The organism is Solimonas sp. SE-A11 (assembly GCF_030345715.1).
Lineage (GTDB): Bacteria > Pseudomonadota > Gammaproteobacteria > Nevskiales > Nevskiaceae > Solimonas_A.
Window position 1 is genome coordinate 261643 of the sequence record NZ_JAUASX010000002.1, and the last position, 15622, is coordinate 277264.

Genomic DNA, 15622 nt, shown 5'->3' on the forward strand with positions numbered 1-15622 from the left:
TATGCTAGGTCCCCGCCTGCCCCGCCCTGCCTCCCATGAAAGAAGGCTCCCGCGAAACCCTTTCCGACGTAAAGACCGCCCGCCTGGCCCGGCGCGCGGATGACCGTTTTCACCTGAAAGCGGACTGGAAGCCCTCCGGCGACCAGCCCACGGCTATCGCGCAACTGGCCGAGGGGCTGTCGGACGGCCTTGCCCACCAGACCCTGCTGGGCGTGACCGGCTCGGGCAAGACCTTCACCATCGCCAACGTCATCCAGCAGTTGCAGCGTCCGGCCATGATCCTGGCGCCCAACAAGACCCTGGCGGCGCAGCTCTACGGCGAGTTCCGTGAGTTCTTCCCGGAGAATTCGGTCGAGTACTTCGTCAGCTACTACGACTACTACCAGCCGGAAGCCTACATCGCCAGCACCGACACCTTCATCGAGAAGGATTCGTCGATCAACGAGCACATCGAGCAGATGCGCCTCTCCGCCACCAAGGCGCTGATGACGCGCAAGGACTCGATCATCGTGGCCTCGGTCTCGGCGATCTACGGCCTGGGCGACCCCGAGAGCTACTTCTCGATGACGCTGCACCTGATCAAAGGCGAGAAGCTGCCGCAGCGCGAACTGATCCGGCAGCTGACCACGATGCAGTACACGCGCAACGAGATGGCGCTGGAGCGCGGCACCTACCGCGTGCGCGGCGACGTGATCGACATCCACCCCGCCGAAGAAAGCGAAGCGGCGGTGCGCGTGGAGCTGTTCGACGACGAGATCGAGACCATCTCGCTGTTTGACCCGTTGACCGGCGAGGTCCGCGCCAAGGTGCCACGCGTCACGGTGTTCCCCAAGACGCACTACGTGACGCCGCGCGAGAAGATCCTGGCGATGATGGACGAAATCCGCGCGGAGCTCGATGGCCGCATGAAGGTCTTCCGCCAGGCCAATAAGCTGATCGAGCTGCAGCGCATCGAGCAGCGCACCAACTTCGACCTGGAGATGATCCAGGAGATCGGCTACTGCAACGGCATCGAGAACTACTCGCGCTACCTCTCGGGGCGACGCCCGGGCGAGGCACCGCCCTGCCTGTTCGACTACCTGCCGCCGGATGCCATCGTGGTGATCGACGAATCGCACGTCACCGTGCCGCAGCTCGGCGCCATGTACAAGGGTGACCGCTCGCGCAAGGAGACGCTGGTGGAGTACGGCTTCCGCCTGCCCTCGGCACTGGACAACCGGCCACTGCGCTTCGACGAGTTCGAGCGCCTGGCGCCGCAGACCATCTACGTCTCCGCCACGCCGGGCCCCTACGAGCTGGAGAAGTCCGGCGACGCCATTGCCGAGCAGCTGGTGCGCCCCACCGGCCTGATCGACCCGCCCACCGAGATCCGCCCGGCCTCCTCGCAGGTGGATGACCTGCTCGGCGAGATCCGAGTGCGCGTGGAAGCCCAGGAGCGCGTGCTGGTCACCGTGCTGACCAAGCGCATGGCCGAGGATTTGACCGAGTACCTGCACGACAACGGCGTGAAGGTGCGCTACATGCACTCCGACGTGGACACGGTGGAGCGCGCCGAGATCATCCGCGACCTGCGCCTGGGCAGCTTCGACGTGCTGGTGGGTATCAACCTGCTGCGCGAGGGCCTGGACCTGCCCGAGGTCTCGCTGGTGGCGATCCTCGACGCCGACAAGGAAGGCTTCCTGCGCTCCGAGCGCTCGCTGATCCAGACCATCGGCCGCGCGGCACGCAACCTCAACGGCAAAGCGATCCTCTATGCGGACCGCATGACCCACTCGATGGAGCGCGCCATCGGCGAAACCAACCGCCGCCGCGAGAAGCAGGTGGCCTACAACCAGGCCCACGGCATCACCCCCAAGGGCGTGCAGAAGCGCATCGCCGACGTCATGCGCTACGGCTACGAGGACCTGGTGCCCACGCTGAAGGCCGCTGAGGCCCGCGCCAAGTACGAGGTCATCCCGCCGGAGCAACTGGCCAAGCGCATTTCCAAGCTGGAGAAGGAAATGAAGCAGCACGCCATGAACCTGGAGTTCGAGGCGGCGGCCAAGATCCGCGACCAGATCCGCAAGCTGCGCGAACAGGCGCTGATGAACCCGAACTGAGCCATGTCCGTCGACCAGGCCTTGCCCTCGCGGGTCATCGTCTATGACGGCGCCTGCCGCTTCTGCGACGGCTGGGTGAAGTTCCTGCTCCGGCGGGACCGGCAGGCGCTGTTTCACTTCGCGCCCATGCAAGGTGCCTGCGGCAGCCGTCTGCTGGCCGCGCAGGGCCTGGACCCGACCGATCCGGCCAGCTTCCTGTACCTGGAACACGGCCGCGCCTACGTCGACTCGTCGGCGGTACTGCGGGTGCTGGGCCAGCTGGGCGGGGTCTGGCCGCTGGTCCGCCTGCTATGGTTGGTGCCGACCTTCCTGCGCGACCCGGCCTACCGTCTGGTAGCGCGCAACCGCTACCGCTGGTTCGGGCGCAAGGACCGCTGCGAACTGCCGGCCCCGGGGGCGGCAGAACGCTTCATTGATTGAAAAATCAGCAGGAAGTTGCCCACCGCGGCTAAAACAGGTATCTTTCGCGCCCTTCGTAAGACCCATAGGCGCGTAGCTCAGCTGGTTAGAGCACTACCTTGACATGGTAGGGGTCGTTGGTTCGAGTCCAATCGCGCCTACCAACTTAGTTGGTAGAAAGCCCCCGAGATGATCGGGGGCTTTTTTCGTTGGGCCACCCTCCTCGGACTCTCACCATCGCCCCCCCGGGGCGTGGTTGTTTGGTTCATCCATGAGCCTCACCCCTTGCTTGAGTTCAAGGCTCCCCTGCTCCGGCCGCCGGGTTGCCTTCCACGCAAGGCAGCGAGGTGCCGGACTTTCGGTAGCGCTTGAGGAAGTCCCACACGGCTTCCGACGCGCTCATGGCGCGGGGCTCGATGAAGGCCGGCAGGTCCGGGTCGTCGGAGCCGCCGGGGTACAGGTGCTGCAGCCCCTGTATGCGGATATGACGTACCACGAGGCATCCCTCGGGATCGCGATAGTCATCCACCTCGTAGGGGAAGTCCTTGCCCTGGTCATAGGCTTTCGTTTCGCTGGGGGTCAGCGGGAATGGGCCCGTCCTCGATCCCGATGCGACCAGGTTGTTGGTCATCAGCCACTGCTGCACGGCGTTGTCACCGTTCACCGGGTAGATCGTGGTGTCCGCGTCGCCGTGGATTTCCAGCAGCGGGACTATGCGAGCACGCGGACCCATCGCCAGGTAAGCCAGTTGCGCCTGCAAGGCCGGGTTCGCCAGGGCCGGGATCAGGGGATTGGCGGCGTCGAGGAAGGTGGAGGCATAGGGGCCACCCGCGAGATTGGCCATGGCCGCGTAGAGGTCCGGGTAGGCGGCACCCAGGATGCTGGTCAGGAAGGCGCCGGACGATCCCCCCGTGACGTAGACCCGTTCCGGATCGACGGACCAGCGCTCCATCACCATGCGCGTCAGCCCGACGACGCCAGCGGCATCGCCCTGGCCGCGGGTCCATTCGGTCGGCAGGTAGAAGCGCCAGCAGACCAGCGGGTGGCTGTCCTGATCGACGAAATCGGGGTAGACGACGATGAAGCCCTCGCGCTGGGCAATCTCGTCGAACAGGGTCCCGGCCTGCTGCAGCTCGGCGGTCTGGGCGCAGCCGTGAATGTTGACCACCACGGGCACCGGCGTGCCCGGCCTGTAGCTCGCGGGAATGTGCACCAGCGCCCGGTACTCGTTGATGCCGCTGCCGTAGCGGATCTCCACAGTCTCGCCACCGGCTGACCCGGATGGGGCCGTGGAGTCATGGCAGCCCGACAGCAACGCGGCCATGCAAAGAGTGACCAAAACCCATGTCCGGCTGGCACCCGCAATCACTGCATTCATCGGCAACTTTTCCTCGCATCGCCCCTGCCCTGCCATGCTGACCCTGCGGCATGAAACATATCCGGCCACGGCCCTGCAAGGCTCTCCTTCAGCCATTGTCCCGGCCGTGGAATGGGCTGCAAAGGTGTCCTTCCGGACGATTCATGTGATTTCCGGAAACGCTACGTTGCCCAGCACGCCGCCTCCAGCGCATGAAAGGAGCAAAGATGACTTTCCCAAAATTTCACGCGAATATTGAGGCTTAGCGGCCGATCTGCTCGGCGAACGCGAACATGCCTCTGGATACTGGGTGAACAAGCGTGGTTGTGATGTTCGGACACTCCAGGCGCCCCTGCGACGGATCGCGGTGACAGGACATGCAAATTTCCCGAAGCATCTACAGTGTGGTGCAGATGGTGGACACGGCAGCCGAATGCGGCCTGAGCACCCATGCCTGCCTGGCCGGCTCGAACATCGAGCCCGAGCAGTTGCTGCAACTGGAATCCCAGATCTACCCGCAGCAGGAATTTGCCGTCATCGCCAACATCGTGCGCGAGCTTCCGCATGTGCCGGCACTGGGCCTGCGCATGGCGGCGCGCTTCCACATGCCGGTCTATGGGGTGCTGACTTTCGCCATGTGCAGTTGTGCCACGGCAGGTGATGCCATCGACCTTGGCCTCAGCTATCACGAGCTGAGTTTCACCCTGGTGGAAAAGCACCAGCAGGTGATCGGCAACGATCTGGTCTTCACCTTCGGCGATCGCCACATCCCGGCCCCGCTGCGCCAGATCATCGTGGAGCGGGACATGTTCGCCCTGCCCCGTGTCATGGACGAGGTGTTCTCGCGCCAGATGCCCAAGCGCCAGGTGCGCTTCGCCTTCAGCGCGCCGCCGCATGCGAAGCTCTATTCGGAACTTCTGGGCCTCGAACCTGAATTCGATGCGCCTGCGCATCAGATCGTGGTGGATGCGGATTTCCGGAAGATCCCCATGCCCCAGGCCAACGCCGCCACGCTGCGGCATTGCCAGGCACAGTTGCAGGCCATCGTCGCCAAGCACAAGACCTGGGGCGGTACCTCGGGCCGGGTGCGCGACATGCTGCTGCGCCACCCCGCGATGGGCCCGGACATGGAAGCCGTGGCGGCGGAGCTGCGCATGACCTCGCGCAACCTGCGCCGCATGCTGGAGGCGGAGAACACATCCTTCCGCGAGATCGCGGACGAGGTGCGGCAGACTCTCGCCGAGGAATTGCTGGGCCTGGGGAAGTTCAGCGTGAAGGACGTCGCGGCCCGGCTGGGTTACAGCGAGGTGTCGAGCTTCACCAATGCCTTCAAGCGCTGGACCGGCCGCGCCCCGCGCGACTGGCGTTCAGGGCAACGCTAGCCCCTGGCAGCTTCCAACGGCACGAGGGCACTTTCACGCGCGATGCGGACGGCATCGCGCTTTCCGCTGGCGCCTAGCTTTCCGTAGATATTACGGAGGTGGCATTTCACCGTGCTGCGGCTGATGCTCAGCTCATGGGCGATATCGTCCGTGGAGCCTCCCGTCAGCAGACCTGACAACACCGCCTGCTCGCGCGAGGTCAACGGCTCCCTACCTCCGGCCATCACCTGCATCCTGCGCATCCGCATCACTCCCCGTCCGCCGGCATTGCCGCGCGAGCTCAAGACCGGGACTTTACGCAGGGCAGCGAGGTGTCCGACAGGCGGAAGCGCTTGAAGAAGGCCCAGGTCAGCTCCGCCCCGCTGGGCGCCAGCGGATCGGTGAAGCCGCGCAGTTGGGGGTCGTCCGATCCACCGGGCCAGTAGTGCGCCATCTCTTCGATCCGCACCTGTTCGAGAATGCGGCATCCATCCTCGTCCTGATAGATGTCGATGTGGTACGGATATCCACTCGGCGGCGTCACATCGACGGTTTCCGTGGGAGACAGCGGGAACGGAGCGTTCAGGTTGCCGGACGCCACCAGGTTGTTCGTCATCAGCCACTGCCGGACGGCATGTACGCCACTCGCGGGCGTGGCGGCGGGGTCCTTGTCGCCCTGGATGTTGATGACCGGCAGTACGCGCGTGCGCGGGCCCATCGCCTGGTAGGCCGCCAGCGCCAGCAGTTCGGGACGCAGCAGCAAGGGGCCGAGGGGCTGGCCAATGCCTGCCAGGCCGATCCCGTAGGCGCCGGATTCCACCAGGCCGATGGCAGCATACAGATCGGGATAGGTCGCGCCCATGATGCTGGTCATCCATCCCCCGGCCGACATGCCCACGATATAGACGCGCTCCGGGTCCACGTTCCACGTGGCCATGGTCTGGCGCGTGAGCTCCGCGATAGCCTGGGCATCTCCGACATCCCGCTGCATCTCCAGCGGGTTGTAGAAATGCCAGGACTGCAGCGGATGCTGGCCCAGGGCGCTATCGGTCTCGTGATCCGGATACATCACGATGAAGCGTTCACGCACGGCAATCGGATCGAACAGGTTCGACGCACGCTGCTGCTCGGCCGTGGTGTTGGCACCATGCAGGACCACCACCAGGGGCGCCGGATTGCCGGGCCGCAGGGAACCCGGCACGTAGACCAGGCTGCGGTACTGCCCGAAGGCGTTGGAGTAGTAGATCTCCGCGTTCGTGTCCGGCGGCTCGACCTCGTCCGATCTGCCGTTTGAACATCCGGCCAAGCAGAGCGCCAGGAGCCCGAAAGCAATTGCCAGCCGGCCATGCTGCCTGCCGATGACCTTCATGTTTCTCTCCTCCCATGACTTTTTATGTGCCGTCAGGCCGCTTGCGCCGGAGAACGGCGCCGCGCTGCAGCGATATCTGGAACTGGCCGGGCCCGGGAGTGGCTTGGCGCAGGAACAAAAGTACTCAAGAAGGCCGGCAAGGCCAATGGCTCAGCCCCCCGCGCGCGCCGGAACTGCCGAAGCCCGTCGGCGCCCAAGCCTCGGCGGAGCCACGGTGCCGGCTGGCGATGCTGGTGCAGCCGGCTGGGCTTCCTGGGGGACAGCCACCCCGGTGATCATCTGGTAGACCCTCGATGCGTCGGCAAAGGAAAAGAAGTCGCCCACGGCGATCGCCGGCCGGCCCGACGCAAGTCCGAAGAGACACCAGAAAGCCCTGCCCCGGCTCGTGAATGCCATCTTCAATGCCGCATCGCGGCTGGCGCAGCGCTGTACCAGTCCGTTCTGCCCGTCCTCGTAGACGGGGCAAATCTCGTATCGGGAAAATCGGTCGGCGGCCAAAGGCACTTCCATTCATGCGGCAGACTGCATCGACACACCCTGCCGGCGCAGATTAGGAATTTGTGGAGCGCATTCAAATGCTCGCACCGGACGCGAGTTGTTCTTTCCGGCCATTGATGACCCGCCGCGGCCTGCTGCATCGCAGCACCGCGGCGGGGATCCGGCTCAGTTCGGTTGATGGAAGCCGCGTGTCGGTGCGACGGCTGGCGACAGCGGATTACCGAAGTAGTCGCGCGCGCCGTTATCCGTGATGAAAGCACCCGCGCCCACGGCCGGTGAGCCAGGCAGCAGCCCGTAGCCCGCCACCGTGTAGAGGCCGTCCGGCGCCACCGTCAGTGGAGCGATCATCTGCGGGTCGGCGGTGATCTTGTAGGCGTCGGCCGGCTCGCCCGCCGTGTGATTGCCGAAGATGAGGTTGTGGCTGATCGTGGTGCCGCGGCCCTTCGGCTGTTCCCAGGCACCCGTACCGTGATTGACGATCACGTTGTTCTGGAAGCTCCAGGTGTTGTTGTTGTCGCCGTCCCAGCCGAGCTGGAAGGTGGGGCGCGACGAGAGGCCCGGCGCGATATAGACCGTGTTGTTGTAGATCTTCGAGCCGGACAGCAGGCCACTGGAGAGCGTGAAGACGCCGTTAGTGACGAACGCGTCGTTGACGCTGAGGTTGTAGCGCACGGTGGCGTTCGAGCCGGAGAAGTTTCCGCCCATCAGCAGGACCATGCCGCCTTCGTTGTCGTGGCTGTAGTTGTACTGCACGATGGAGTTGTAGGCCATCAGGTCGACATCGTAGGCCTGGCCGTCGACGACGTTGTGGCGCACGCCGGAGACCTCGTTGAACTGCATGATGCTGTTCGTGGTCTTGGCGATGAACATGCCGACGGTGCCCGGCTGGGTCGTCCCTGCCACCGTGACCAGGCCGGCCGTGTCGATGCGGTTGCGCTCGATAAGGTTGTTGATCGAGCCCGAGAGGATGATGCCGTCGCCCTCGATGTCCTTCAGCCGGTTGCCGGCGATCGTGACGTTCTTGCTCAGCATGGCCTGGTTCACGATGTAGAACAGGATGCCCGTCGAGTAGTCGTTGAAAGCGATGCCGGTGCGGCCAACACGCTCGATGACGTTGTCCAGGACCTGCACGCCATCGAAGCTACTGCCGCCGTTGGAGAGGCCGTTCATTACGTCGGCGATGACGGCGATGCCGCCGTTGGTCTGCGGGTTGGCGCCGGTGCAGACGAAGCAGCCGTTGACATCGTGCACGTAGTTGTCGCGGATGATGATGCCGGACCGGAGCTGACCGCTGGCGTTGTAGACCATGATGCCGCTGCGGTTGCTGCCCGGCTGCATCACGGTGCCCACGTTGTTCTTGCCCGTGTCGTTGGTGACCTCGAGCCCGCTCACGGTCCAGTAGGAGACGCTCTTCAGCAGTACCGCGGCCCCACCCGCGCCACCACCGGCCACGTCGCGCCCGTCGATGATCGGGCGCGGGCCTTCGCCGTAGGAGCCGATGGTGATGGGATTGCCGCTCACGCCCGAGCCCTTGGGGTTTAGCTGTTCCACCCACTGCTGCCCGGCCCGCAGCAGGATCTTGTCTCCCGCCGAGAAGGTCGTGGCGTTGACCTTGGCCAGCGTCTTCCAGGGCGCTGCCTGGCTGGTGCCGGGATTGCCGTCCGCTCCGGCAGTGGCGTCAATGTAGTACGTCGTGTTCAAGGCGGATGCCGCCGTGGCGGCGAACAGCGCGCCCATGCCCATGAGAGCGCCAGCCAGCGCCCCGATCCTGCGATTGCTACCCATCAGAGCTCCCTCCCTGGTGTGATGGTCCCGGTTGGGACGCTGCGCACATTAAGAATTCACGGGGCCGCTTCAAATGCTCGCGTCGGACGGCAATTGCTTAATTCGGACATTGACGACGGTCTGCCTGCCCGAGGCCTTCACCTTAATACTTGACTTAAGTCACATTTAAACATTGAATGGGCCATCAGATAACGCAGCGACACGATGTCATGGCCTGTGGCGTCGGCACCCTGGCCTTTGTCGACTGCAACCCCATCATCGGCGGGACGCCGCTGGTACAGCAGGTGCTGCAGGCCATCTACGGCAACGTACTGTTGGCCTGGAACCTGGGGCAATTGCCGATCTTCCTGCAGGTGGCCCCACAGCAGGCCGAGGCCCGCAAGATCTACAACACCCACCTGTACAGCCAGGGCAACCAGGGCCACGACTTCACCACCGTGCTCACCGACACCGAGCGCGAGGCGATCATCGAATACCTGAAGACCCTGTAGAAGATCCCGCGGGAATCCTGTAGCGACACGTCCGGCATGGACCGAATCGCGCTTTCGCATTGGCCCTGAGGCCGCCTGATCAGCTAATGTCCGGCTGATACAGGCGGCCTCGTTGCCACACCCTCCAGGGCGTGCAATCTGCAATGCGGACGCCCTTCGAGAACTCATTGCCAGGAAGGCTGGAAGTTTTCCGGCAGTCCCCGCCCGCTACAGGATTCGCCGATGAACCCGCAGTCGCCTGCCCCCGCCGCCGTCTCCGACCTGCGCAGCATTCCCTGGCTGCCGCCGCGCGCGACGCTGGCCTTCGCGGTAGCCGTGATGGCGGTGATTTCGATCGCGGGCATGTCCTTCAGCGCCCTGCAGGCCCGCAGCGCCAGCCGCGAGGCGATTGCGCGCACCATGACCACGCTGGAGAGCCTGCAGCGTGCCATTTCGGCGGTAAAGGACGCGGAAACCGGCCAGCGCGGCTTCCTGCTCACCGGCGAGGAGCCCTACCTGGCGCCGCACTCCCAGGCCACTGCCCAGATTCCCGGAGAAATCCAGGGACTGCGGAATCTCATGAAGGGCAACGAGGCGCAGACCCGGCGCGTGGACAAGCTGGAGAACCTGATCCAGCAGAAGCTGGATGAACTGGAGCGCACCATCGCCCTGCGCCGCGACAAGGGCATCGAAGCCGCCTTGGCCGCCGTCTATTCCGACCGCGGCAAGGAAGTGATGGACGACATCCGCACCCTGGTCACCCAAATGGAAGCGGCCGAACGTGCGGAGCTTGCCACTCGACAGGACGAATGGACCGGTGCGGCCACCCTGTCCTCGCTGGTGACCTGGGGTGGCTCTGGCCTGCTGCTGGCGCTGATCCTGATCGGCGCCGTCTTCGCCTCCCGCGACTACCGCACTCGCGAAAAGGAGATCTGGCTCAAGGCCGGGCAGATGGGCCTGGCCATGCGCCTGCAGGGCGAGCAGCGCCTGGACCAGCTCGGCGAGAGCCTGCTGTCCTTCCTCGGCCAGTTCCTGAGCGCCCAGGTGGGTGCGGTCTACATGCCGGATCACGGCCGCCTGCGCCGCTTTGCCGGCTACGCCCTGCCGGGCGACGACAGCACGGCGGAACTGCGCGCCACGGAGGGGCTGGTGGGCCAGGCCGTACGTGAGCAGCGCACGCTGCTGGTACGCGAGGTGCCGCCGGGCTACCTGCCGGTCAGCTCCAGCCTGGGCCGCGCCGATTCGACCACCCTGTTGATCGCGCCAGCGGTTGTGGATGGCAAGACCCAGGCCGTCATCGAGCTGGGCTTCTTCCGTCCACTGCTGCCGGAAGAGCAGGAGCTGATGGACCGCGTCTCCGAGATGCTGGCCGTGGCGGTGCGCACTTCGCGCGATCGCACCCGGCTCGAGGAACTGCTGGAGGAAACCCAGCGCCAGAGCGAGGAGCTGCAGTCCCAGCAGGAGGAGCTGCGCGTCAGCAACGAGGAGCTGGAGGAGCAGAGCCGCGCCTTGCGCGAATCCGCCGTGCGCCTGGAGTCGCAGCAGACCGAGCTGGAGCAAACCAACAGCCAGCTCGAGGAGCAGACGCAGATGCTGGCGGCGCAGCGCGACGAACTGGAGCGCGCGCAGACCAGCCTCGAGCACAAGGCGCGGGACCTGGAGCGATCCAACCAGTACAAGAGCGAGTTCCTGGCCAACATGAGCCACGAGTTGCGCACGCCGCTGAACTCCTCCCTGATCCTGGCCAAGCTGCTGGCGGACAACAAGCAGGGCAACCTCAGCGAGGAGCAAGTGCGCTTCGCACAGACCATTTCCTCCGCCGGCAACGACCTGCTGGCACTGATCAACGACATCCTCGACCTGTCGAAGATCGAGGCGGGCAAGGTCGAGGTGCTGGTGGAATCCATGCCGGTCGCGCGCACGCTGGAATCGCTGGCGGCCGGCTTCGAGCCGGTGGCGCGGCAGAACGGCCTGGATTTCGGCATCCACGTGGAGCCGGGCACGCCCGAGTTCATCGACACCGACCCGCAGCGACTCGGGCAGATCCTGCGCAACCTGCTGTCCAATGCCCTCAAGTTCACCGAGAAGGGCCGCGTCAGTGTGACGACCCGCAGCCTGCCGGGCCAGCGCATCAGCTTCACCGTGCGCGACAGCGGCATCGGTATCCCGGAGGCACAGCAAGGCATCATCTTCGAGGCCTTCCGCCAGGCAGACGGCAGCACCCACCGCAAGTACGGCGGCACCGGCCTGGGCCTGTCGATCTCGCGCGACCTGGCGCGGCTGCTGGGCGGCGACATCACGGTGGAGAGCACGCCCGGACAGGGCAGCGCCTTCACGGTGGAACTGCCGCTGAAGGCCCCGGCACCGGGAACGGTGGAGTTGCCGCGTCCCACCCCCTCCCCCATGCCGGTGCCGCTGCCGGCCGCGCCGACCCGCGCCGAGATGCCGCCAGCAGCACCCCTGCCCTCGGCTGGCTTCGCCGACGACCGTGCCAGCCTGGTCAAGGATGCCCGCCTGGTGCTGGCAATCGAGGACGACCAGCGCTTCGCCGCCATCCTGCGCGACCTGGCCCACGAGATCGGCTTCCAGTGCATCGTCGCCGTCTCGGCCAGCGAGGGCCTGGCCGCCGCGGCGCACTACCGGCCCGATGCGATCCTGCTGGACATGAACCTGCCGGATCACTCCGGCCTGGGCGTGCTGGACCAGCTCAAGCACAACTCGCAGACCCGCCACATCCCCGTGCACGTGGTCTCGGTGGCGGACTACGCGCAGGAAGCGCTGGAACTGGGCGCCATCGGCTATGCGCTGAAGCCGGTCAAGCGCGAGTTGCTGGTAGAGGCCTTCCGCCGCCTGGAGCAGAAGGCCTCGCAGGTCTTGCGCCGCGTGCTGGTGGTGGAGGACGACGAGCGGCAGCGAGAGAGCATCGGCCAACTGCTGGGCGACAGCGAGGCCCAGATCGTGGGCGTGGGCAGTGCCGCAGAGGCCCTGGATCAACTGCAGTCTTCCACCTTCGACTGCATGGTGATGGACCTGAGCTTGCCAGACTTCAGCGGCTACGAGCTGCTGGAGCGCATGGCAGCGCAGGAGGAGCTGGCCTTCCCGCCGGTGATTGTCTACACCGGCCGCTCGCTGACCCGCGACGAGGAACAGAAGCTGCGTCGCTTCTCGCGCTCCATCATCGTCAAGGACGCGCGCTCCCCAGAGCGTCTGCTGGACGAGGTGACGCTGTTCATCCACCAGGTGGAGTCGCGCCTGCCACCCGAGCGGCAGCGCATGCTTCAGGTCGCGCGCGACCGCGAGTTGGTGCTGGAGGGCAAGCGCATCCTGGTGGTAGAGGACGACGTGCGCAACATCTTCGCCCTGTCCAGCGTGCTGGAGCCCAAGGGTGCGAAGGTGGAGATCGCACGCAATGGCCGCGAGGCGCTGGAGTCGCTGCGCCGCAGCTATGGCCAGCCGGGCTCGACGATCGACCTGGTGCTGATGGACATCATGATGCCCGAGATGGATGGCTTCACCGCGATGCGCGAAATCCGCCGCAACCCGGACTGGAAGCGTCTGCCGATCATCGCGCTGACCGCCAAAGCCATGAAGGACGACCAGGAGAAATGCCTGGCCGCCGGCGCCAACGACTACATCGCAAAGCCCCTGGACGTGGAGAAGCTGCTGTCCCTGGTCCGGGTCTGGATGCCGAAGTAAGGAGCGCCAGACCGTGCCGCACCGCAACTTCGACATCGAGCTGCAACTGCTGATCGACGCGATCTACCTGAAGTATCACTACGACTTCCGGGGATACGCGCAGGCCTCGCTGAAGCGCCGCCTGACCACGGCCATGAGCCGCTTCGGCTGCCGCACGCTGTCGCAGCTGCAGGACCGCGTGCTGCACGATCCTGCCGTGTTCCAGCCGCTGCTGGACTACCTCACGGTGCAGGTCAGCGATCTGTTCCGCGATCCCGCCTACTTCCTGGCACTGCGCGAGAAGGTGGTGCCGCTGCTGCGCACCTATCCCTCGCTGCGCATCTGGGTGGCGGGCTGCAGTACCGGCGAGGAGGTCTACTCGCTGGCCATCCTGCTGCGCGAGGAAGGGCTGCTGGAGCGCTCGCTGATCTACGCCACCGACATCAACGCCCAGGCCCTGCAGATGGCACAGGCCGGCGTCTACGACATCGAGCGCCTGCCCGGCTTCACCGAAAACCACCGACGCTCCGGCGGCCGCTCCTCGCTGTCGGACTACTACAGCGCGGCCTACGGCAAGGCCGTTTTCGACAAGAGCCTGCGCAAGCAGATCGTATTCTCCGACCACAGTCTGGCCACCGACAGCGTCTTCGCCGAGGTACAGCTGGTGTCCTGCCGCAACGTGCTGATCTACTTCAACCGCGAGCTGCAGGACCGCGCCTTGGGCCTGTTCCGCGAGGCGCTGTGCCGCAAGGGCTTCCTGGGCATCGGCGCCAAGGAGTCGCTGCGCTTCTCTTCGCATGCCGAGGCCTTCGCGGACTACGCACTGGCCGACCGCATCTACCAAAAGAAGGACCTGCCGTGAGCGCGCCCGTCCTGTCGCGCCACATCGCCGCCGTGGCCATCGGCGCCTCCGCCGGTGGCGTAGAGGCCTTGTCACAGTTGCTGACGGCATTGCCCCGCGGATTCCCGGCGGCGGTGTTCATCGTGCTGCACCTGTCACGTGAGCGGCCCAGCATGCTGGCGGAGCTGTTCCAGGCACGCTGTGCTTTGCCGGTGCGCGAAGCCGCAGACAAGGAGCCGATACAGGCCGGCACGGTCTACCTGGCGCCACCGGACTATCACCTGCTGGTGGACGCCGGCCCGCAGCTGGCGCTGTCGGTGGACGAGCCCGTGCAGTACTCGCGTCCCTCCATCGACGTGCTGTTCGAAACCGCTGCCGACGAGTATGGCGATCGCCTGCTGGGCATCGTACTGACCGGCGGCAACGACGACGGTGCGCGCGGCCTGGTGGCCATCCGTGCCGCCGGTGGCCTCGGTGCCGTACAGGATCCCGCTACTGCCCTGGTCCCCGCCATGCCGCTGGCGGCCCAGAGCGCCGCCACCCCTGAGTACGTACTATCGCTGGACGGACTGGCCGCGCTGCTGCGCAGCCTGGCCTCTCCAGTCTCCGCTTCCCCTGCCGCCGAACGACCGAGATGAGCCAAGCCACCGTCAAATGCCTGTTGGTCGATGACCTGGAGGAGAACCTCCTGGCCCTGTCGGCCCTGCTCGGCCGAGAAGGCGTCGAGATCCTCACCGCGCGCTCGGGCAGCGAGGCCCTGGAGCTGTTGCTGGAGCACGAATTCGCCTTGGCACTACTGGACGTGCAGATGCCCGAGATGGACGGCTTCCAGCTCGCCGAGCTGATGCGCGGCAGCGAGCGCACGCGCCATATCCCCCTGATCTTCGTCACCGCCACCTCGCGCGACCAGCACCGCCTGTTCAAGGGCTACGAGACCGGCGCTGTGGACTTCCTCTACAAGCCGGTGGAGCCGCATATCCTGCGCAACAAGGCGGAAGTGTTCTTCCAGCTTCACCGCCAGAAGCAGGAGCTGGCGCAGCAGCTGCATGAGCGCACCGAGGCGCTGCGGCTCAACGAGATGTTCATGGCGGTGCTAGGCCACGACCTGCGCGACCCGCTGCATGCCATCGTGCTCTCCGCCAGCCTGCTGCAGACCCAGTCCTCCGACCCCAAGATCCGCAAGACCACCGACATGGTACTGGCCAGCGGCATGCGCATGACCCGCATGATCGAGGATCTGCTGGAAGCCGCCCGCGCCCGCCTCGGTGGCGGCATTCCAGTGCGGCCGGAGCGCATGGACATGAGCCTGCTGCTGCAGCGCGTGCTGGACGAATGCCGTGCCGGCAACCCTGGCCGCCAGGCGGAGCTGCTGTTGCAGGGCGACACGCAGGGCGAATGGGACCCCGATCGCATGGGCCAGGTCGTGGCCAATCTCGTGGGCAACGCCTTCCATCACGGCGAATCCGGTGTGCCGCTGCAGGTGCTGCTGGACGGCAGCCAGCCCGACCAGTTCCGCCTGTCCTTCGTCAACGCCGGTCGTATCGCGCCGGAGTTGCTGCCGCACATCTTCGATCCTTTCCGCTCCGGCCAGGGCCGCTCGGGCCGTGGCCTGGGCCTGGGGTTGTACATCGTACAGCAGGTGGTGCTGGCCCATGGCGGAGGCATCGATGTGCATTCCGGCGAGGACCAACGCATCCGCTTCGAGATCTGGCTGCCGCGCCAGTCCAAGGCAAGCTGAGGCTCCCGGCAAGTCGCGTATGCTGACCGC

The 15622-nt window shown here is 65.7% G+C and carries 13 protein-coding genes and 1 tRNA gene; 10 read left to right on the top strand and 4 right to left on the bottom strand.

Going from position 1 to position 15622, the window contains the following annotated elements:
* Positions 1-35 precede the first annotated feature (35 nt).
* The 3 genes from uvrB to QT386_RS04705 all read left to right on the top strand — a co-directional run bounded on the left by uvrB (position 36) and on the right by QT386_RS04705 (position 2662).
* Positions 36-2099 carry an excinuclease ABC subunit UvrB gene (uvrB, locus tag QT386_RS04695; RefSeq protein WP_289272584.1) on the top strand — a complete coding sequence of 688 codons (2064 nt, stop codon included), beginning with the start codon at positions 36-38 and terminating at the stop codon, positions 2097-2099.
* Positions 2100-2102: 3 nt separating this feature from the next.
* Positions 2103-2519 carry a thiol-disulfide oxidoreductase DCC family protein gene (locus QT386_RS04700; protein ID WP_289272585.1) on the top strand — a complete coding sequence of 139 codons (417 nt, stop codon included), beginning with the start codon at positions 2103-2105 and terminating at the stop codon, positions 2517-2519.
* Positions 2520-2585: 66 nt separating this feature from the next.
* A tRNA-Val gene (locus QT386_RS04705) sits at positions 2586-2662 on the top strand.
* 131 nt (positions 2663-2793) lie between these two features.
* Here QT386_RS04705 and QT386_RS04710 read toward each other — a convergent pair.
* A complete protein-coding gene (locus QT386_RS04710; protein WP_289272586.1) occupies positions 2794-3822 on the bottom strand; it encodes a PHB depolymerase family esterase in 1029 nt (342 codons plus the stop codon).
* On the opposite strand from QT386_RS04710, the gene QT386_RS04715 reads away from it, so the two are divergent.
* Both QT386_RS04715 and QT386_RS04720 read left to right on the top strand, forming a co-directional pair.
* Positions 3821-4114, top strand: a complete 294-nt coding sequence (locus QT386_RS04715; RefSeq protein ID WP_289272587.1) for a hypothetical protein — start codon at positions 3821-3823, stop codon at positions 4112-4114. The two genes, QT386_RS04710 and QT386_RS04715, sit on opposite strands and share 2 nt — an antisense overlap.
* Before the next feature lie 118 nt (positions 4115-4232).
* The gene (locus QT386_RS04720; protein WP_289272588.1) at positions 4233-5237 is read left to right on the top strand and encodes an AraC family transcriptional regulator; all 1005 of its coding nucleotides are present in this window, start codon (positions 4233-4235) and stop codon (positions 5235-5237) included.
* Here QT386_RS04720 and QT386_RS04725 read toward each other — a convergent pair.
* The 3 genes from QT386_RS04725 to QT386_RS04735 form a co-directional block, all read right to left on the bottom strand.
* Positions 5234-5479, bottom strand: coding sequence for a response regulator transcription factor (locus tag QT386_RS04725; protein ID WP_289272589.1), 246 nt, complete (start codon positions 5477-5479; stop codon positions 5234-5236). The genes QT386_RS04720 and QT386_RS04725 overlap by 4 nt on opposite strands.
* Before the next feature lie 38 nt (positions 5480-5517).
* Positions 5518-6522: a PHB depolymerase family esterase gene (locus QT386_RS04730; RefSeq protein ID WP_289272590.1), complete on the bottom strand. Its 1005-nt coding sequence runs from the start codon at positions 6520-6522 to the stop codon at positions 5518-5520.
* Between the two features lie 726 nt (positions 6523-7248).
* The gene (locus QT386_RS04735; protein WP_289272591.1) at positions 7249-8868 is read right to left on the bottom strand and encodes a right-handed parallel beta-helix repeat-containing protein; all 1620 of its coding nucleotides are present in this window, start codon (positions 8866-8868) and stop codon (positions 7249-7251) included.
* Positions 8869-9044: 176 nt separating this feature from the next.
* On the opposite strand from QT386_RS04735, the gene QT386_RS04740 reads away from it, so the two are divergent.
* From QT386_RS04740 to QT386_RS04760, 5 genes are all read left to right on the top strand, one after another.
* Positions 9045-9359, top strand: coding sequence for a hypothetical protein (locus QT386_RS04740; protein ID WP_289272592.1), 315 nt, complete (start codon positions 9045-9047; stop codon positions 9357-9359).
* A gap of 222 nt (positions 9360-9581) precedes the next feature.
* On the top strand, positions 9582-13034 hold the full coding sequence (locus QT386_RS04745) for a response regulator (RefSeq protein ID WP_289272593.1): 3453 nt from the start codon (positions 9582-9584) through the stop codon (positions 13032-13034).
* A gap of 13 nt (positions 13035-13047) precedes the next feature.
* The gene (locus tag QT386_RS04750; protein ID WP_289272594.1) at positions 13048-13875 is read left to right on the top strand and encodes a protein-glutamate O-methyltransferase CheR; all 828 of its coding nucleotides are present in this window, start codon (positions 13048-13050) and stop codon (positions 13873-13875) included.
* A complete protein-coding gene (locus QT386_RS04755) occupies positions 13872-14492 on the top strand; it encodes a chemotaxis protein CheB (RefSeq protein WP_289272595.1) in 621 nt (206 codons plus the stop codon). The genes QT386_RS04750 and QT386_RS04755 overlap by 4 nt, the downstream gene beginning before the upstream one ends.
* Positions 14489-15592, top strand: a complete 1104-nt coding sequence (locus tag QT386_RS04760; protein ID WP_289272596.1) for a hybrid sensor histidine kinase/response regulator — start codon at positions 14489-14491, stop codon at positions 15590-15592. Before QT386_RS04755 ends, QT386_RS04760 begins: the two co-directional genes overlap by 4 nt.
* Positions 15593-15622 lie beyond the last annotated feature (30 nt).